The sequence below is a fragment of the Sphingomonas sp. 28-62-20 genome, from assembly GCF_002281505.1.
Map to the genome: position 1 here is coordinate 43,183 of NZ_NCGH01000016.1, position 16,953 is coordinate 60,135.

Consider the following 16,953-nt stretch of genomic DNA (forward strand, 5'->3'; position numbering starts at 1 on the left):
AAAGCGGGACCCCGGGTCAATCCCGGGGTGACGGTGAAGTTTTCATTGCCCGATCAGCCGCATTGCCCCCGGTGGCGCAATTTGTGATCGGCCAGCACCAGCGCAACCATCGCTTCGACCACCGGCGCGCCGCGGATGCCGACGCATGGGTCGTGGCGACCCTTGGTCATGATTTCGGTCGCGTTGCCGTCGCGGTCGATTGTTTCGACTGGCGTCAGGATCGAGCTGGTTGGCTTGAACGCGACGCGTACCAGCACCGGCTGACCGGTCGAGATGCCACCTGCGATGCCGCCTGCGTGGTTGGCGAGAAACGCTGGTTCATCGGCACCGGGCCGCATTGCGTCGGCATTGTCCTCCCCGCGCAAATTCGCCGCGCCAAAGCCGTCGCCAATTTCGACGCCCTTTACTGCATTGATGCTCATACAGGCACTCGCCAGATCAGCGTCGAGCTTGGCATAAAGCGGCGCCCCCCAACCGGCGGGCACGCCGGTGGCCTCGCAAGCGATTACCGCGCCGAGCGATGACCCGGCCTTGCGGGCATCATCAACCAGCTTTTCCCAGCGCGCGGCAGCGGCGGCATCGGGACAGAAGAAGGGGTTGCGATCAATCTCATCACGATCGAAATTGGCGGGGTCAACGCAATCGCCACCGATTGCCTCAACCCAGGCGGTGATTCGCACCTCGGAGATTACCAGCCGCGCGACCGCGCCCGCCGCCACCCTTGACGCCGTCTCCCGAGCCGAAGACCGCCCCCCGCCACGATAATCGCGAAAGCCGTATTTGGCGTCATAGGCATAATCGGCATGGCCGGGGCGATAGGCCTTGGCTACTTCCGAATAGTCCTTTGATCGCTGGTCGACATTGTCGATCATGAGGGCAATCGGTGTCCCCGTCGTCCTTCCCTCGAACACACCCGAAAGAATGCGGACCACATCCGGCTCTTGCCGCTGCGTCGTGAAACGCGACGTGCCCGGTCGGCGCTTGTCGAGGAACGGCTGGATATCGGCTTCGCTCAGCGCCAGCCCCGGCGGGCAGCCATCGACGACTGCGCCGATGGCAGGGCCGTGCGACTCCCCCCAGGTGGTGAAGCGAAAAAGATGGCCGAAGCTATTGTGGCTCACGCGGCGGCAATACGCCGGTCATTATGTGCACCGAGGCCAGCCAGCATACCGGCCACCGAGAGATCTTCGTCCAGTGCGTCCCAATGCAGCCCTGACGGCGACAATTCCACTGCATTCAGCAATTCTGGCGATGCCCCCAACAGGCGTGGATACCATGCCAACGGCATGCCGAGCGTGCGCCCGTCTGACAGCTCGACCCACATCGTCGATTCATCGAACCTGACCGATTTCGGATTAACCAAAGTGTGCATACCAAGCGTCCCGAATTTCCTTGCGTCGCGCCCTGATGATCAAGCTGACCAATGCAAGGTCGCGGCTGTTAAGGCCATCATTGTACGCCAGCACGATTTCCTCTCCAACCCAGAACTTGGCGTCAGCATCATTGCCTTTGACATGGATATGAACGGGTTCGCGCGGACTGCCTTCAAACGAATAAAAGAAGAAACGAAATCCCCGCTCGCGAAAGACAACCGGCATCGGTTTACCCCAGCGTAATATCCGGCGCGTCCTCCGCCTTCATGCCGACCACATGATATCCCGCATCGACATGGTGCGTCTCGCCCGTCACGCCGCTCGACAAGTCGCTGAGCAGGTAGAGCGCCGAGCCGCCGACATCCTCGATCGTCACGTTGCGCTTGAGCGGCGAATTATACTCGTTCCACTTCAGGATCAGCCGGAAATCGCCGATGCCGCTCGCCGCCAGCGTCTTGATCGGCCCTGCCGAAATCGCGTTCACGCGGATATTGTCGCGACCCAGATCGACCGCGAGATACTGCACGCTCGTCTCGAGCGCTGCCTTGGCGACGCCCATGACGTTGTAATGCGGGATGACCTTTTCCGCGCCATAATAGCTGAGCGTCAATAGCGACCCGCCGTTGGGCATCATCGCCGCCGCGCGTTTGGCGACCGCGACGAAGGAATAGACGCTGATGTTCATCGTCATCAGGAAATTGTCGAGACTGGTGTCGACATAGCCGCCGCGCAGCTCATTCTTGTCGGAAAAGCCGATCGCATGGACGACGAAGTCGATCGTCTCCCAGCGCGTCTTGAGCGCTTCGAACAACGCATCGAGCGAGGCCATGTCGCTGACGTCGCAATCGAACAGATTTTGCGCGCCCAGGCTCTGCGCCAGCGGGCGCACGCGCTTTTCCATCGCCTCCCCCTGATAGCTGAAGGCGAGTTCGGCACCCGCTTCGCTCAGCTTCTTCGCAATCCCCCAAGCCAGCGAACGATCATTGGCGAGCCCCATGATCAGCCCGCGTTTTCCCTGCATCAATCCGGTCACACGCCTATCGCCTCTATTGCTTCGTCGGAACCCTCTACGCCTTCCGGATCGCTTTCCGCCAGTGCCGCGTTTAATTCGGCGCCAACCACCAGCCCAAGGCCGACCAGAAAGAAGAAAATCAAGGCGATCATCACCCCGGCCAGGCTGCCATAGGTGAGATCATAATTGGTCAGATTGGCCAGAATGCCCGGCAACAACGCCGTCACCAGGAGCCACCAGCCTGCCGTAAAGGCAGCGCCCGGCCATTTCGGATAGGCCCCATCGCGATATTGGCGCGGCGTGAGCGAATAGAAAACGACATAAAGCGCCGCAAACAGCGCCAGCGCCGGGGCGATTCGCGAGAGCGACACCGTTGTTGCCGCCCCGGGGGCCAGCGGCATCACCTGCAGAATAAATTGTTCAATCGCCACCAGCGCGACCTGAAAGCTGAACGCGATCAGCACCAGAATCAACGATGCCAACGTCAATCCCATCGACCAGAGCCGGTTATGCCAAAAGGGACTCCCTGATTGAACGCCATAGGCGCGGCGCAGGATATCGCGGATCGTCTCAATAAAGCTGGCCGTCGTCCAAAGCCCGACGATCGCGCCAAACCACAGCAATGATCCTGATCGCGCCGCCAGCACATCGCTGATCGGGGTCGCCAGCACCCGCGCGACGCCGGGTGGCACGGTCCGCAGGAAAGCGTCAATCGTGTGCGCCCCGGCATCGGTGCGTCCAATCAAGCGAGCGATTGCTGCCGCCACAATGCAGAAGGGAAACAGCGTCAGGAGTGACAAATAGGCAAGATTGCCAGCATGAATGAAACCATCGCTGATCACGCCGACAAACACGCGCCTGAGCAGTTCGCGAAGATAGCTGCCCGGCCGCATAAAGGCGAAGCGCCGATCGAGCCGGGGCGCCCGGCCCGGACGGCGCCGCCGTTCCTCTGGCGATTCAGGCGATATGTCCTGCACGCGCTGTCAACCGTCCAGCTTGCCGCGCGGTTTCCATTTATCCCTGGTAGACCAATTGGTGGCAAATTCGATCAGCGCATCGTCGTCTACCGGCAGATCAACCATCAGGGTGACCAATTGATCGCCGCGCTCGCCGGTCTTTTTATGAAAGCCGCGCCCTTTCAGCCGGAGCACCTTGCCCGAACTGGATCCTTTGGGCACCGACAGCATCACCGCACCCTCCACGGTTGGCACCTTCACCGATGCCCCCAGCACCGCTTCCGACAGGCTCACTGGCAGATCGAGCCGAACGTCATCGCCAACGCGTTCAAAAAAACGATGCGGCTGTACATCAATCGTCACGATCGCATCGCCCGCACCGCCGGGGCCGGGCTGGCCCTTGCCGGCAAGCCGCATCTGCGTGCCGGTTTCGACGCCCGCAGGCAGCTTGAGATCGATCGTCTTGCCATCGCCAAGCGTAATCCGCTGGGCGCTCAGTGTCGCTGCATCCACGAAGGGGACGGCCAGCTTATAGGCGATATTCGCGCCCTTGGGGTTTGGCCGTCGGCCAAAGCCGCTGGAAAAACCACCCCCGCCAGCACCGCCCCGTTTGCCGCCAAACAGGCCTTCGAAAATATCGCCAAAATCGCCCGAATCGCCGCCGCCAAAATCAAAATTGGCCCCACCGCCCGAACCGGGGCCTGGACGGAACCCGCCACTGCCGGCTTGGCCGGGGTTAAAGCCAAAGGGGGAGGCCGGATTGCCATCACCATCAATCTCACCGCGATCAAATCGCGCGCGCTTATCCTTGTCGTTCAGCAGATCATAGGCGTTGGTGACCTGCGAAAATTTCTCCGACGCCTTTGGGTTGTCCTTGTTGCGATCAGGATGCAGTTCCTTGGCAAGCTTGCGATATGCCTTTTTGATATCGGCTTCGCTTGCCCCGCGCGACACACCCAGCAATTGGTAAGGATCGGCCATTGGGTTCCCGATGAGTTGGTCTGTTCGTGCCTATTTGGGGGATCAAGACTGGAAGCGCAAACCCGATGCCGCAGCAATCTCGCTACCCCACCGGGGCAACATCAACGCTGACCTCTAATTTCTGTGCGCCCGAACCCAGGACGATGCCGTCAATCGGGGCGATTTCGGCATAATCACGGCCGATCGCCATGATGATATGGTCACCCGCCATCCAGATGCCGTTGGTCGGGTCAACCCCCACCCACCCGATCCGGTCGCCACACCACAGCATCACCCAGGCATGCGTCGCATCAGCGCCGACCAGCCGTTCCATCCCCGGCGGCGGAATGGTGCGGATATAGCCAGACGCATAGGCAGCTGGCAGGCCCGCGGCGCGCAGACCAGTGATCATGATCTGGGCAAAATCCTGGCACACCCCGCCGCGCTTCATAAACGCCTCGCGCGGGGGCGTGTCGACCAACGTCGCGGTCGGATCGAAATCGAAATCGCGCTGGATGCGCTGTGCCAGCGCAATCACGGCGTCCAGCGCGGGTCGATCAGGGGCCAGATCCGCAGCACAATAGGCCGCGATGTCAGGATCAAGCGGGATCAACGGCGACGGGAAGACATAGGCGCTTGGCCCAGCGGCTGATCCGTCGCGGCTGCGCCGGGCGGCATGGGCAATTTCTGCCAGCGTCGGATCATCACTACTCGGCACCGGCACCAGCCGATCAACCGTCACCCGCGAGACGCTTTCGATCGTCAGATAGCGCACCGGTTCTTCCACCGTCAGCCGCACGACATTGGCCAGCCCGGCCTCGGCCCGCGCGGGGGCGATCCGTCCGGTTGGGCTGATCGTCAGCTGGTAATCATCAAGCGTCTGGCCGGACCATAAAATCGGCTTCAGCCGCAAATTACAGCGCGCAAAACGCACCTGCGCACCATAATCGAAACGGGTGACATGTCGGATGGCGTAAATCATCTGGCAATCAGCATCATGCCAGCGTCAGGCCACCCGCCCGCAGCGGTTCACCCCCTTGCAGGAAATAACGCCGGGCAATCGCCTCTGACAAACGGCACAGCCGCCGTTCGATTTCGCGTAAGGTGGCTTCGTCAAGCGTTGCGGCGGTAGCTGTGGCCACCAGCGCAGCAAGCGCGGTTGCCTCCACCTGATGCGCTTCGGCCATGCCGTCATCAGCCAGAACCGGCAGCGCGCGCAGATGCTCGCTGATCGTGGCGACCTGATAGGCGATGGCGCGCGGATTGCCCGGATCGAGCGCAACCAGATCGACCACCGGGCCGTGTGCCAGACCGCCCAGATAGCGCTGCCGATAACTGATCTGGCTATCCGCAACATCAAGCAAGGTCGACAAGTCATCGGCGGTGGCGGCTGCGCAGCCAAACACCCGCACCGCGCGGGCAACCGCGGTCGCCCGCTCGATCCGTCGGCCAAGATCGTGGAAGCGCCAGGCATCGGTGCGCCCCATATGTTCGGTCGAGAGCCCGGCCAGCGCCGCAAACCGCCGCTGGAGCGATCCGGCGCGATCGAGCAACGCACCGCCTGCCGGTGCTGGTGCATCCAGCAGCCGAGTCATGTCCGCTGACAACCGATCGCGCGATCCCGCCCCGATCGCCCGCGCCGTCCGATTGATTGATCGCACGCTGTTCCAGCCGCCATCGCCAGCTTCCATGGCCGTGCGGGCCAGCGTGATCAGATCGGTGCGGCGCAGGCTGGGCGGGCGCGGCGCGGCGCCATCCTCGACGATGATCCCAACCAGCCGCGCAATCGTTTCCGGCGCCAGCGCGGCGCCGGCATCGGCCGTGATCGAATTGCCCAGCATGACCCGAATCACGCCGAGCAATGCCTCACCGCGTTCCAGATAGCGGCCCAGCCAATAAAAATTATCCGCGACCCGGCTGGGCAAGGTGCCGGGATTGCGCCGGATATTGACGGTACTGGCATCGGGCAGCAACGACACCGGCGCAACGGGCGTATCGCCATAAATGGCGACATCAGCCGACCAGCTACCCTCCCCCATCATCGAGGCGCGTGGATCGGGATGTTCGCCAATGCGGGCAAAGCCGCCCGGCATTACGGTCCAGCCGCCATCGGCGCCGCGTGCCGCAAACACCCTGAGCGTAAACGGGCGCGCCACCAGGTGATCATCGCTCACCACCGGCATGGTCGACAGGCGAACATTTTCCTGCCCGACATAATCCTGCGGGCGACGCGCCATATCCGCCAGCAACGCCGCACGGTCCTCAGCCGAGAGATCGCCCGGCATCACTGGCTTGCCGCCGGGCAGGCCAAGCGGCGCCGCAACAAAGGCCGGCCCGATCAACATCGAATCGAAATGCGAATCAACATGCGCCTGCGCCGCATCCTGCCCGCACCACCAAGTCGCGATATTGGGAATTTTGAGCGGCGCACCGAGCAGTTCGCGCGCCAGCCGGGGCATAAATGCCTCAAAAGCCGGACTTTCAAGCACCGCCGAGCCGGGAGCATTGCTGACAACGACATTGCCCGCCGCCATCGCGTCGATCAGCCCCGCCACACCAATTTTGGAATGCGAATCGAACGCCAGTGGATCGATCAGGCGCGGATCGATCCGCCGCCACAAGGCATCGACCCGCTTCAACCCGGCAATCGTGCGAATATAAAGCTTGTCCTCCAGCACCGCGAGATCGGCGCCTTCGACCAGCAACAGGCCGAGATAGCGCGCCAGATGCGCTTGCTCTGTATAGCTTGGATTATAGCGCCCCGGCGTCAGCAGGCCGATCCGAGGCTCGCTGCGCTTACACGCCGCCGCCAGCCCGGCACGAAAATTGGCAAAGAACGGGGCATGGCGCTGGATATTCAACCGGGTCTGGAGACCACCCAGCGTCCGCGATACCGCCAGCCGATTTTCAAGCGCATATCCCGCGCCCGCCGGCGCGCGAAGATGATCGGCGAGGACCCGCCACTCACCGCCCGGACCGCGCCCCAAATCCACCGCGACGAAATGCAGATGGTGCCCGCCCGGCGGCTCAAGCCCCACCAGTGGCCGCAAGAAAAACGGGCTGCCATTGACCAACGCCGCGGGAATCGATCCCCCCGCGGTAAGATTGCCGGGGCCATAAATATCCGCGAGAATCATCTCCATCAGCACGGCGCGCTGTTCGACGCCCTCGGCAATCGCGGCCCATTCGTCGTGATTGATCAGCAGCGGCACCGGCGAGACCGGCCAGGGTCGCTCTTCGCTCTCCCCGATAATCCGAAAACCCGTGCCGATATCCTCGGCCTGGCGCTGCACCCGGTCACGTGCATGGCCGAGATCATCGCCCACCGCACCGGCCAATTCCTCCAGCATTGCTGTCCAGGCATCGCCACCATTGCACATCACATCGCCAAGCTGGTGCTCACGACAATAGTCAGCGATCCAGCGCGCTGCCTGGCGGGCAGGGTCGATAACAGCAGTGGGAACCGTGGCCATCAGCTCATCTGGCTCCTGCGCCCTTGCGGCAATGATCGTTCAACTGCCGCCAATGATTCCCCCTGCCGGTTGTGTGCGCGCATGGTCACCACAATCGATGCTGCCGTGCAACAACCAAGCGCGTCGCCATGGGTATGACTCGCTGGGTTGGAAGGTGACGGAACCGGGCAGAGCCTATAAGGACGGCGCATGACCACCAATCCATTTGATCTTTTCGACAGCTGGTATGCCGAAGCGCGCACCAGCGAAATCAACGATTCAAACGCCATGGCCCTGGCGACCAGCAATGCGGAAGGCCGGTTGGGGCTGCGGATGGTCCTGCTGAAGGGCCATGGCCCGGACGGGTTTGTCTTTTACACCAATCAGGAAGGCCGAAAGGCAACGGACCTTGCCGCCAATCCGCAGGCGGCATTGCTGTTTCACTGGAAATCGCTGCGTCGGCAGGTTCGGATCGAAGGATCAGTGTCCACGGTTAGCGCGGCAGAGGCCGACGCCTATTTCGCCAGCCGCAGCCGTGATTCGCAGCTGGGTGCCTGGGCGTCCGATCAATCGCGCCCGCTGGATAGTCGCGCGACGTTCGAAACACGCTTTGCAGCGATGAAGGCCCGGTTTGACGGTGGCGACGTCCCGCGGCCGCCACACTGGTCTGGCTATCGCGTGACCCCGCAGACGATCGAATTCTGGCAGGACCGTGAACATCGGCTGCACGAACGCTGGGTGTTTACCCAGAGCGGCGATGGCTGGACCGAAGGCATGCTGTATCCGTGACTGTCGGGCACAACCATCATCACGCCCGCGCCGCGCATCATCAGGCGAGCGGTGCGCTAACCACGCGGGCCGCCGTCGCCAGCGTGACGGCTGCGGCAGTGCTGATGGCGATCAAGGGCTATGCGGCCTGGCATACCGGATCGGTCGCAATGCTTGGGTCGCTTGCCGATACCGGGCTTGATCTGGTCGCTTCGTTGATGACGTTGTTTGGCGTGCGGCTTGCTGCGCAGCCGGCCGATCATGATCATCGCTTCGGCCATGGCAAGGCAGAGGCGCTGGTTGCCTTGTTCCAGGTCGCGATGATCGCGGTATCCGCCTTTGCAATCTTTGGTCGCGCGGTCGATCGACTGGTGGCGCGCCAAGTCACGGCAGATGCCGAACTGGGGATTGGCGCATCGGCGATTGCGATCGTCATCACCATCGGCCTGCTCGCCTATCAGCGCCACGTCATCGCCCGCACCGGCTCTGTCGCGATCGGCGCGGATCATGTCCATTATCAGTCGGACGTGCTGTTGAACGCTGCCGTCATTGCCGCCTTGGTGCTCGATCAATATCTGGGCGTTACGGGCGCCGATCCGATCTTCGGCATCGCAATTGCGGCCTGGCTGCTCTGGGGCGCCTGGCGCGCCTCCAGCGCCGCGATCGATCAGTTGATGGACAAGGAATGGCCACCCGAAAAGCGCCGCCGCTTTGTCGAGGTTGCCGGCCGCCATCCCGAGCTGAAGGGCCTCCACGATTTGCGCACCCGCACCAGCGGCGCGACCGATTTCGTCCAGTTTCACATCTGGATGGACCCAGCCATGACGATTGCCGAGGCGCATGACGTAACTGACCGGATCGAACACAGCCTGGCGAAGGAATTTCCGGGCACCGAAGTGCTGATCCATATCGACCCGGACGGCCAGGTCGATCACCCTGGCAACGATCTGGTCGAAGCCGATGAAATGGCCAAGCTGAAGGACGTCCAACCGTGACTGCGCCCGCCCGAATCCGCCTGCCGATCACCCAGATCGACGCCTTTGCCGATGCGCCGTTCACTGGCAATCCAGCGGCTGTCATGCCGCTCGATGCCTGGCTGAGCGATGATGTGTTACTGGCGATCGCGGGGGAAAACAACCTGAGCGAAACGGCATTTCTCGTGCCCGATGCGAGCGGTGCTGCTGATTACGAGCTGCGCTGGTTCACGCCCGCCGCCGAAGTGGCGCTGTGCGGCCATGCCACGATTGCCAGCGGCCATTATCTGCTGGCGCGCGATTCCGCGCTGGTGCGGGTCACGTTTCGGACGCGTCAGGCGGGTATCCTCTGGGTCGAGCGCGATGGCGACGGCTATCGCATGGCCCTGCCCGCCTGGGGCCCCACACCGACGCCCCTGCCCGATATTGTTGCGGCGATCGGTGCCGGCCCGGCAATCGAAACTTTGTGGTTTGAAACGGGCTATGCGCTGATCGTGCTGGACAGCGCCGACAAGATTCGCGCGCTAAAGCCCGATCAGCGCGCACTGGCGGCGCTTGGCAAGCTGGTCGCCGTCGTCACCGCGCCGGGCGATTCCACCGATGTGATCAGCCGGGTGTTCACGCCTTATTATGACATTCCCGAAGACCCGGTAACGGGGTCAGCCCACGCCGTGATGACGCCTTATTGGGCCAAACGGCTTGGGCGCGACAGCTTTACCGCCTATCAGGCAAGCGCGCGCGGCGGCTTTGTCGCGTGCCGGCTTGATGGCGACCACGTCATCCTCGGCGGCCGCTGCGTAACGGTGATGGAAGGCGTGTTTCTGCTCTAACGGCTGCGCGCGCCGGCCAGCGATTGCAGCGCCGGGCGGAGCACCAGAAACCGCCGGTACAGCCATTCCAGACCAGCCAGCACATAGTGGTTTCGCGCTGCCAAGCCGATTGGGCGGAGCAGCGGGATCGCGCGCCACATCGCGGCAAAGGCTGCCGCGCCCGACAGCATCACGCCATTTTCGCGCGCATGAAAACGGGCCAGCAGGGCATCGCGATCAACCGGGCACGCTGAATCGCCATCGCTAACATCGACAAATGCAATCGCCCCGCGCCGGTCGAGCCGCCGCATCAGGCCGATTTCGCGCCTGCACAGCGGGCAACCGCCGTCGAACCAAACCGTGAGCTTTTCCATCGCGCTGCTATGCACTCAGGCGGCAGCGCCGTCATGCTGACCTAAATCCCGTGTTCGGCAATCAGGATTTGGTCAGACTCGCGGCAATGTCGCCCAACCCGTTGATCACTGGACGGCGATTGCCGTCCTGCGTCTTGCCAAGCCGGACCAGCACATAGCGGTGTGGCGTGCCGTCAGCCCCCTTGCCATCAAACGCCATGACATATTGCCCGAGATGACCGTTCATCGACACCAAGGAAGGCACGCCTTTTTCCGGGAATAGCGACGGGCTGCCATCGGGCGCGCCGGGGCGGTTGAGCCATAATTGCCCGCCATATTCGGGGTCGGTCGGCGATGATTGCTTCATGAAGGCAAGCCATTCGGGGGCGATCACTTGCGTGCCGTCCAGCGCCTTGCCTTCGTGCAGCAGCCCGCCCAGCCGACCGAAATCCTCCAGCGACATATGGATCAGCGAGCCGCCAATCTGCGTGCCCGCCCCGTCAAATTCGGGAAAGGCTGTGGTGACGCCAGCGGGGGTAAACAGCCGCGCATAGAGAAAATCGCGATAGGTTTGCGCTCGGACGCGCGGGTCGCGGCTGTCGGTCAGCGCGCGGGTGATGATTTCCGACAGGATGATCGTGGTGAGCGAACTATATTCGAACTTCTCGCCGGGCTTCGCCTCGAGCGGCTGGGCGATCGACCGCGCGGCCATGTTTTCCGTGCCGTTGACGAACAGCACTTGGTTGGTATCCGATTTCTCGACCGGCTGACCTTCTTCGGTATGCTCAAGCCCCGACGCCATATGGAGCAATTGCCGCAGGGTGATCTTGCCACGCGGATCGCCGGGCTTTTGCCACTCGGCAATCGGTGCCGGGGCATCGAGCTGCAATTTGCCGTCCGCGACCAGTTCGCCGACCAGCATCGCGGTAATCGTTTTCGCCATCGACCAGCTGATGAAGCGATTCGCGTCCGAATAGCCGGGCGCATAATGTTTCGCGATCACTCGCCCGTCCTCAATCAGGATCGCAGCGCGCGCCTCGGCCTGATCAGCAGCGAAGAGAGGTTTAAGCGGGCCGACATCAGCGGACAGGGCCAGGCTGGCACCTGCACCCAACACACCAGCGACCCCGGCGAGAACAAGGCTTTTTATTTTCATGGGCACAGCCTAGGCTGGCCGACGATGAACGCAAGACGCCTTATGCTGCCGATCGGCCTTGTGCTGATCATCGCCGCCCTGCTCGCCGCCTGGCTGTATATCAGGGCGTTGCAGCCACAGCTTGAACTCGGGGTCGGCTATGGCGCCCGCGTTGCCTGTGCCTGCCGCTATATCGGCAATCGCCCGCTCGGCAGTTGTTACAAGGATTTCGAGCCCGGCATGGAGCGCATCCAGCTGAGCGACGATCCCGCGACCAAGACGGTGACGGCGTCGGTACCCTGGATCGCCAGCCGATCGGTGACCTTTGATCCCTTGCTTGGCTGTCAGCCAGCGCCGCTGAAAAAGCCCTAAGCGGTCGCCAGCGCCCGCTCGGTCTCGGCGATCCAGCCGCCGCCCAGCACCCGCTCACCGGCATAGAGCACCGCCGCCTGGCCCGGCGCGACCCCATATTCGGGCAAGTCGAACACGACGCGATCATCAATCAACATCGCCGGGACCGGCTTGGCGAGCGAACGGACCTTGGCAGTGACTGGCCCTGCATGATCGCCGCCAATCCAGTTGATGTCGGTCAGCCGCGCAGCGCCCACCGCCAATGCCCGTTTTGGCCCGACAACCACCCGCTTCGTCGCCGGTTCAAGCCGAATCACATAGAGCGGTTCGGGCGTGCCGCCGATTTCGAGCCCGCGTCGCTGGCCGACGGTGAAGTGGATCATGCCCTTATGCCGGCCGAGAAGCTGACCGGCTTCGTCGACGATCTCGCCGCTGCTATCGGAATCAGGGCGGAGTTTTTTGACCAGACTGGCGTAATCGCCATCGGGGACGAAGCAGATATCCTGGCTGTCGGGCTTGGTGGCGACGCCCAGGCCGATCTCCGCTGCAATTTCGCGCACGCGCGCCTTGGGCATGCCGCCCAGCGGAAAACGCAGATAATCGAGCTGAGCCGCGGTTGTCGCGAATAGAAAATAGCTCTGGTCGCGCGCCGGATCGACCGCCCGGTGAAGTTCAGCACCGAGCGGCCCTGCCACCCGGCGCACATAATGGCCCGTCGCCAGACAATCCGCGCCCAGATCGCGTGCCAGCTTGAACAGATCGGTAAATTTCGGACCCATATTGCATTTGATGCAGGGAATGGGGGTGCGCCCTGCGAGATATTCGTCAGCGAAATCATCGATCACCTGATCACGAAAGCTGCTTTCATGATCGAACACATAATGGGCGATGCCCAGCCGATCACACACGGCGCGCGCATCGCGAATGTCGCGGCCCGCGCAACAACTGCCCGCCCGGCCAACCGCTTCGCCGTGATCGTAAAGCTGGAGCGTCACGCCGATCACCTCGGCACCGGTCCGCACAGCCAGCGCCGCCACGACTGAACTATCGACGCCGCCTGACATGGCGACGACGATTCGCTGCCCTGCGGCCCCGGGGTTCAATTGAAAATCACCGTCGATCATCGCCGCGCAGATAGGCGCTTGACCGTGCCGATGCAAAGCGACGCTGCGGGGATAAAAAATTTTCACTTCAGTCCCGAGCTTTACCGGACCTTCAGACCCGCACGCTAACCCTACGCAAATCAATTGAGTCGTTTTGTGAAAGTGTTTTTGTGGATTTGAGTTTTTCGCGGTTCGAGCCTGACGGCACAGCCATTGCCATGCCTGGGGATTTAGCGGTGCTGCTGGTGGGCATTGCCGCACGTCAGGCCAACAGCCCGACGGCATTGATCGGCGCCTATTCCGGCATCCAGGCAAAGCCCGAAGATTTGCTCCGGCCAGTGCACGGTGCGTTCAACCGAGCAATGGCAGCGCTGATCTGCCGCTGGAGACAGGAATGAACGCCCCGTTTACCGCGCCATTTCAGTCTGTGTTCAAGTCCGGCTGCTAATGGTCGTTAGTGAGTTTCAGGGGGCCCCCGCCCCGATCGAGGTAAGCATGATCGAGAACCAGAAAATTCGGCCAGCAAAAGTAATAGGGCCACTCGGCGAGCCGCTGACGCTCGATTCGTTGCCGCCGCCCGAAACCACCCGCTGGGTGGTGCGCCGCAAGGCGGAAGTTGTCGCTGCCGTCAATGGCGGGCTGCTGACGGTGGACGAAGTGTGCCAGCGTTATAATCTGACAATGGAAGAATTTGCCGGCTGGCAGCGCGCGATCGATCGATCGGGAATGCCGGGGCTGCGCGTCACCCGGATTCAGCATTATAAATCGCTGTACGAACGCCAGCAGAAATATTGATCGTCACACGCACATCCATGCGCCGGAACAAAGCGCGACACTGACGAGTCTTTCCTTTGCATGCCCGATGATCGGGCGCAGAGGAGGATTACATGATTGGTCTTATCATTTGGCTCGTGGTTGGTGGGGTCGTTGGCTGGCTTGCCAGCTTGATGATGCGAACCGATGGCCAGCAAGGCATTTTGCTCAACATTGTCGTCGGCGTCATCGGCTCGGTCATCGCCTCATTCCTGTTCGGTGGCGGCATCAATCAGGCCATCACCGTGACCACCTTCGTCTATTCGCTGATCGGCGCGGTTATCCTGCTTGCGCTCGTCAACCTCGCCCGCCGGGGAACGGTGCGCTAGGCTTCGCTAGACATCACTCAGGCAATCGAGCCGCCCGAATCACATCGGGCGGCTCTTTTCATGCGTGTTGCGCCGCGCCTGCCCCGCTATTTCAGCAGAAAGCGGACCGATAACCTTGCCGTTACCGCCGATTCGCCCGGCATAATCGTCGTATCCGCCGCTTCCTTGGCGCGAGCATAGAGCACTGGCCCCGGGCTGACGGCTTGGTCGCCGCTTTCGCTGATCGACAGGATTCGGACGACTGACAGCCCGGCGGCGCGCGCATATAACGTCGCGCGAGCGCGGGCACGCTTCACCGCATCGGTCCGGGCGTCGTCGAGCGCGGCATCGGGATCAGCGAGCGACAGGATCGGCCCCTCAATCTGATTGGCACCTTGTGCCACCAGCGCATCCAGGATCGGGCCGCTGGCGCTGATGGTGCGGAACCGAACCGAGACCGTGTTGGTCGCCTGATAGCCAGTGATCACCGGCGGTTGATTATCCGCATAGCGATATTGCGGACTGAGCGTTGCCGCCGTGGTGGTCACATCGCGGGCAGCAACCCCGGCACGGCTCAATGCCGCAAGCACCCGCGCCATGCGGGCCGCATTATCGGCAAGCGCCGCCGATGCCGTCGCCGACTGCGTGACCACCCCGGTGCGGATCGTGGCCAGATCGGGAACTCGGCTTGTCGTGCCTTCCGCAACCACATCCAATATCGTCCCGTCCATCATCGCGGCGGGTTGGGGGGATTGCGCAACGGCCGGCGGCAGCGGCAGGGCAATAGCCAGCCCGGCCAGAATCAAACCTCGCATCGCATTTCTCCTATCAGCACCCGAATCGGTTGCTCAGGACAATGCTATGCCGATCCAATCGGAATGCTGGCTGAACAGCCGCGCGTCAGCGTGTGCGGCGCGTGACGACGACCCGGTAAAGGATCAGCAGCACGATCGATCCACCGGTCGCCGCTGCATAGCTTTGCCAGCCATTGGCGATCTGCCAACCCATTGACTGAGCAACGAAACCGGCTAACAAAGCGCCTGCAATGCCGATCAGGATGGTAACGATGAAGCCGCCAGGATCCTTGCCGGGAAGGATGATTTTCCCCAGAACGCCTGCGACTAGGCCGATCAGAATCCATCCAAGAAAGCTATTCTGCAACAGCATCATCCTTCTCCCCGGCAGCAACTGTTCGCGCCAGCCGGTTAACTCGCCCGCCCACGCGATCGATGCAACCGATTCTTGGCGGATACTGGCCTTGGGCGGTCTTGCGGCAGCGCGGAAAAATGGGCAATGGCCCGGCATGAAGACGGCCTCTTGAGGTCGGTGCATTATTTATATAATACAGCGCTTGGGAACGGCGCGGCATCTGCCTCGCCCGTGAAAGATTGAGTCACATGAATTACGAATCGGGCGCGGTGAAAAATAACGGTCGGCTGTCCTTTTCGGGCGAAGCTGCTCCACGCACTCGGCGTTGGTGGATATTGGTGCTGGTGGCAGTCCTCGCTGTTGTGGCGGCAGTGTATTTCTTTTCGTCCGGCTCGTCCGAACCGAAGACCCCGCCTGCTGGCGCCGGCGCTGGGTCGCAGGCACCGACGGTTACTGTTTCCGTGCCAGGCCTCCAACAGGTCGGTCGGACCATTTCGGCAACCGGCACGCTCGCCGCCAAGATCGATATGCCGGTGGGCATTGTCGGCGAAGGTGGGCTCGTGACTCAGGTGTTGGTGCAACCCGGTCAATGGGTCCGCGCTGGACAGGTATTGGCAACGATTGACCGCTCGGTTCAAGTGCAGACGGCGGCATCGCTCGCCGCCCAGATCACTGTTGCGCGCTCGGATGCCCGGCTAGCGCAGGCCGAACTCGATCGGGCAGCGGCCCTGGTTGAACGCGGCTTCATCTCCAAGGCCGATCTCGATCGCCGTGCCGCAACACGCGATGCCGCCAATGCGCGCGTCAATGTTGCCCAGGCGCAGTTGGGAGAGGCCAATGCCCGCACCGGTCGGCTCAATATTCGTGCCCCCGCTGCTGGCCTGGTGCTGACCCGCAATATCGAACCTGGCCAGGTGGTTGGCGGGGGGTCGGGCACCTTGTTCCGGCTCGCCAAGGGCGGTGAGCTCGAATTGCGCGCCACGCTCAGCGATGCTGATATGACCGCAATCAAGGTTGGCTTTTCGGCCAATGTCACACCGGTCGGCAGCGATCGCAGCTTTTCCGGGCGTATCTGGCAGGTTTCGCCCGTGATCGATCCGCAGACCCGCCAAGGCATCGTCCGGATTGCGCTTGGCTATGATGCCGCGCTTCGGCCAGGTGGCTTTGCCGCCACCGTCATTGCCGCAGGCACCAGCGACGTGCCGTTGCTGCCGCAATCGGCCGTGCAGAGCGATCCCAAGGGCAATTATGTCTATATTATCAATGCCAAAAACGAAGTGGTGCGCCAATCGATCAAGGTCGGTCAGGTCTCCGACGCTGGCGTCGCCATCGCCGAAGGGTTGACGGGCACCGAACGCGTCGTCGTTTCCGCAGGCGCGTTTCTTAATCCGGGGCAAAAGGTGGCGCCGGTCACCCAGAAGAAGCAGGGCTAATCAA

At 62.4% G+C, this 16,953-nt stretch carries 21 protein-coding genes; 8 read left to right on the forward strand and 13 right to left on the reverse strand.

Annotated features, from left to right (window positions below):
- Positions 1 to 53: 53 nt before the first annotated feature.
- From aroC to B7Y43_RS13790, 8 genes are all read right to left on the reverse strand, one after another.
- The gene (gene aroC / locus B7Y43_RS13755) at positions 54 to 1,121 is read right to left on the reverse strand and encodes a chorismate synthase (RefSeq protein WP_374132235.1); all 1,068 of its coding nucleotides are present in this window, start codon (positions 1,119 to 1,121) and stop codon (positions 54 to 56) included.
- The gene (locus tag B7Y43_RS13760; RefSeq protein WP_374132236.1) at positions 1,118 to 1,372 is read right to left on the reverse strand and encodes a DUF2442 domain-containing protein; all 255 of its coding nucleotides are present in this window, start codon (positions 1,370 to 1,372) and stop codon (positions 1,118 to 1,120) included. The genes aroC and B7Y43_RS13760 overlap by 4 nt, the downstream gene beginning before the upstream one ends.
- Entirely contained in the window at positions 1,356 to 1,598 is a 243-nt protein-coding gene (locus tag B7Y43_RS13765; protein WP_374132237.1) for a DUF4160 domain-containing protein, read from the reverse strand. The genes B7Y43_RS13760 and B7Y43_RS13765 overlap by 17 nt, the downstream gene beginning before the upstream one ends.
- Positions 1,599 to 1,602: 4 nt before the next feature.
- On the reverse strand, positions 1,603 to 2,406 hold the full coding sequence (fabI, locus tag B7Y43_RS13770) for an enoyl-ACP reductase FabI (protein WP_374132238.1): 804 nt from the start codon (positions 2,404 to 2,406) through the stop codon (positions 1,603 to 1,605).
- Positions 2,403 to 3,362: a YihY/virulence factor BrkB family protein gene (locus tag B7Y43_RS13775; RefSeq protein WP_374132239.1), complete on the reverse strand. Its 960-nt coding sequence runs from the start codon at positions 3,360 to 3,362 to the stop codon at positions 2,403 to 2,405. Before B7Y43_RS13775 ends, fabI begins: the two co-directional genes overlap by 4 nt.
- 6 nt (positions 3,363 to 3,368) lie before the next feature.
- On the reverse strand, positions 3,369 to 4,322 hold the full coding sequence (locus tag B7Y43_RS13780) for a DnaJ C-terminal domain-containing protein (RefSeq protein ID WP_374132240.1): 954 nt from the start codon (positions 4,320 to 4,322) through the stop codon (positions 3,369 to 3,371).
- Positions 4,323 to 4,404: 82 nt separating this feature from the next.
- Positions 4,405 to 5,283 (reverse strand): transglutaminase family protein, encoded by an 879-nt coding sequence (locus tag B7Y43_RS13785; RefSeq protein ID WP_374132241.1) that lies wholly within the window; start codon positions 5,281 to 5,283, stop codon positions 4,405 to 4,407.
- Between the two features lie 13 nt (positions 5,284 to 5,296).
- A complete protein-coding gene (locus B7Y43_RS13790; RefSeq protein WP_374132242.1) occupies positions 5,297 to 7,774 on the reverse strand; it encodes a circularly permuted type 2 ATP-grasp protein in 2,478 nt (825 codons plus the stop codon).
- A gap of 189 nt (positions 7,775 to 7,963) precedes the next feature.
- On the opposite strand from B7Y43_RS13790, the gene pdxH reads away from it, so the two are divergent.
- Genes pdxH through B7Y43_RS13805 form a run of 3 tightly spaced genes read left to right on the forward strand, consistent with a single transcriptional unit; the run spans position 7,964 to position 10,325 of the window.
- A complete protein-coding gene (gene pdxH / locus B7Y43_RS13795; protein WP_374132243.1) occupies positions 7,964 to 8,542 on the forward strand; it encodes a pyridoxal 5'-phosphate synthase in 579 nt (192 codons plus the stop codon).
- The gene (locus B7Y43_RS13800) at positions 8,539 to 9,516 is read left to right on the forward strand and encodes a cation diffusion facilitator family transporter (RefSeq protein ID WP_374132244.1); all 978 of its coding nucleotides are present in this window, start codon (positions 8,539 to 8,541) and stop codon (positions 9,514 to 9,516) included. The genes pdxH and B7Y43_RS13800 overlap by 4 nt, the downstream gene beginning before the upstream one ends.
- Positions 9,517 to 9,530: 14 nt before the next feature.
- Positions 9,531 to 10,325 carry a PhzF family phenazine biosynthesis protein gene (locus B7Y43_RS13805; RefSeq protein WP_374132264.1) on the forward strand — a complete coding sequence of 265 codons (795 nt, stop codon included), beginning with the start codon at positions 9,531 to 9,533 and terminating at the stop codon, positions 10,323 to 10,325.
- Here B7Y43_RS13805 and B7Y43_RS13810 read toward each other — a convergent pair.
- Together B7Y43_RS13810 and B7Y43_RS13815 are read right to left on the reverse strand one after the other, a co-directional pair.
- Positions 10,322 to 10,678: a thiol-disulfide oxidoreductase DCC family protein gene (locus tag B7Y43_RS13810; protein ID WP_374132245.1), complete on the reverse strand. Its 357-nt coding sequence runs from the start codon at positions 10,676 to 10,678 to the stop codon at positions 10,322 to 10,324. The genes B7Y43_RS13805 and B7Y43_RS13810 overlap by 4 nt on opposite strands.
- Positions 10,679 to 10,739: 61 nt before the next feature.
- On the reverse strand, positions 10,740 to 11,813 hold the full coding sequence (locus B7Y43_RS13815; RefSeq protein ID WP_374132246.1) for a serine hydrolase: 1,074 nt from the start codon (positions 11,811 to 11,813) through the stop codon (positions 10,740 to 10,742).
- Between the two features lie 24 nt (positions 11,814 to 11,837).
- Between B7Y43_RS13815 and B7Y43_RS13820 the strand changes: the two genes are divergently transcribed.
- Positions 11,838 to 12,164 (forward strand): hypothetical protein, encoded by a 327-nt coding sequence (locus tag B7Y43_RS13820; protein WP_374132247.1) that lies wholly within the window; start codon positions 11,838 to 11,840, stop codon positions 12,162 to 12,164.
- Here B7Y43_RS13820 and mnmA read toward each other — a convergent pair.
- Positions 12,161 to 13,267 (reverse strand): MnmA/TRMU family protein, encoded by a 1,107-nt coding sequence (gene mnmA, locus B7Y43_RS13825; RefSeq protein ID WP_374132248.1) that lies wholly within the window; start codon positions 13,265 to 13,267, stop codon positions 12,161 to 12,163. The genes B7Y43_RS13820 and mnmA overlap by 4 nt on opposite strands.
- A gap of 197 nt (positions 13,268 to 13,464) precedes the next feature.
- Here mnmA and B7Y43_RS13830 point away from each other — a divergent pair, with 197 nt between their 5' ends.
- The 3 genes from B7Y43_RS13830 to B7Y43_RS13840 all read left to right on the forward strand — a co-directional run bounded on the left by B7Y43_RS13830 (position 13,465) and on the right by B7Y43_RS13840 (position 14,388).
- Complete coding sequence (locus B7Y43_RS13830) at positions 13,465 to 13,644, forward strand: hypothetical protein (protein WP_374132249.1); 180 nt, start codon at positions 13,465 to 13,467, stop codon at positions 13,642 to 13,644.
- Positions 13,645 to 13,741: 97 nt separating this feature from the next.
- Positions 13,742 to 14,041, forward strand: a complete 300-nt coding sequence (locus tag B7Y43_RS13835) for a DUF1153 domain-containing protein (RefSeq protein ID WP_374132250.1) — start codon at positions 13,742 to 13,744, stop codon at positions 14,039 to 14,041.
- Between the two features lie 95 nt (positions 14,042 to 14,136).
- Positions 14,137 to 14,388, forward strand: a complete 252-nt coding sequence (locus B7Y43_RS13840; RefSeq protein WP_374132265.1) for a GlsB/YeaQ/YmgE family stress response membrane protein — start codon at positions 14,137 to 14,139, stop codon at positions 14,386 to 14,388.
- An 86-nt stretch (positions 14,389 to 14,474) separates the two neighbouring features.
- Here the strand turns inward: B7Y43_RS13840 and B7Y43_RS13845 are convergent, their stop codons facing one another.
- Both B7Y43_RS13845 and B7Y43_RS13850 read right to left on the reverse strand, forming a co-directional pair.
- Positions 14,475 to 15,182: an SIMPL domain-containing protein gene (locus B7Y43_RS13845; RefSeq protein ID WP_374132251.1), complete on the reverse strand. Its 708-nt coding sequence runs from the start codon at positions 15,180 to 15,182 to the stop codon at positions 14,475 to 14,477.
- Between the two features lie 85 nt (positions 15,183 to 15,267).
- Complete coding sequence (locus B7Y43_RS13850) at positions 15,268 to 15,672, reverse strand: GlsB/YeaQ/YmgE family stress response membrane protein (RefSeq protein ID WP_374132252.1); 405 nt, start codon at positions 15,670 to 15,672, stop codon at positions 15,268 to 15,270.
- Between the two features lie 92 nt (positions 15,673 to 15,764).
- Between B7Y43_RS13850 and B7Y43_RS13855 the strand changes: the two genes are divergently transcribed.
- Positions 15,765 to 16,949: an efflux RND transporter periplasmic adaptor subunit gene (locus B7Y43_RS13855; protein WP_374132253.1), complete on the forward strand. Its 1,185-nt coding sequence runs from the start codon at positions 15,765 to 15,767 to the stop codon at positions 16,947 to 16,949.
- Positions 16,950 to 16,953 lie beyond the last annotated feature (4 nt).

Bases quoted from the DNA above. Each gene is read 5' to 3' on its own strand.
- B7Y43_RS13845 (WP_374132251.1), bottom strand. From the start codon at position 15,182: ATGCGAGGTTTGATTCTGGCCGGGCTGGCTATTGCCCTGCCGCTGCCG.
- B7Y43_RS13760 (WP_374132236.1), bottom strand. From the start codon at position 1,372: ATGCACACTTTGGTTAATCCGAAATCGGTCAGGTTCGATGAATCGACG.
- B7Y43_RS13765 (WP_374132237.1), bottom strand. From the start codon at position 1,598: ATGCCGGTTGTCTTTCGCGAGCGGGGATTTCGTTTCTTCTTTTATTCG.
- B7Y43_RS13815 (WP_374132246.1), bottom strand. From the start codon at position 11,813: ATGAAAATAAAAAGCCTTGTTCTCGCCGGGGTCGCTGGTGTGTTGGGT.
- B7Y43_RS13830 (WP_374132249.1), top strand. From the start codon at position 13,465: ATGCCTGGGGATTTAGCGGTGCTGCTGGTGGGCATTGCCGCACGTCAG.
- pdxH (WP_374132243.1), top strand. From the start codon at position 7,964: ATGACCACCAATCCATTTGATCTTTTCGACAGCTGGTATGCCGAAGCG.
- B7Y43_RS13790 (WP_374132242.1), bottom strand. From the start codon at position 7,774: ATGGCCACGGTTCCCACTGCTGTTATCGACCCTGCCCGCCAGGCAGCG.
- B7Y43_RS13810 (WP_374132245.1), bottom strand. From the start codon at position 10,678: ATGGAAAAGCTCACGGTTTGGTTCGACGGCGGTTGCCCGCTGTGCAGG.
- B7Y43_RS13855 (WP_374132253.1), top strand. From the start codon at position 15,765: ATGAATTACGAATCGGGCGCGGTGAAAAATAACGGTCGGCTGTCCTTT.
- B7Y43_RS13835 (WP_374132250.1), top strand. From the start codon at position 13,742: ATGATCGAGAACCAGAAAATTCGGCCAGCAAAAGTAATAGGGCCACTC.
- B7Y43_RS13850 (WP_374132252.1), bottom strand. From the start codon at position 15,672: ATGCCGGGCCATTGCCCATTTTTCCGCGCTGCCGCAAGACCGCCCAAG.
- B7Y43_RS13785 (WP_374132241.1), bottom strand. From the start codon at position 5,283: ATGATTTACGCCATCCGACATGTCACCCGTTTCGATTATGGTGCGCAG.
- mnmA (WP_374132248.1), bottom strand. From the start codon at position 13,267: ATGATCGACGGTGATTTTCAATTGAACCCCGGGGCCGCAGGGCAGCGA.
- B7Y43_RS13780 (WP_374132240.1), bottom strand. From the start codon at position 4,322: ATGGCCGATCCTTACCAATTGCTGGGTGTGTCGCGCGGGGCAAGCGAA.
- B7Y43_RS13820 (WP_374132247.1), top strand. From the start codon at position 11,838: ATGAACGCAAGACGCCTTATGCTGCCGATCGGCCTTGTGCTGATCATC.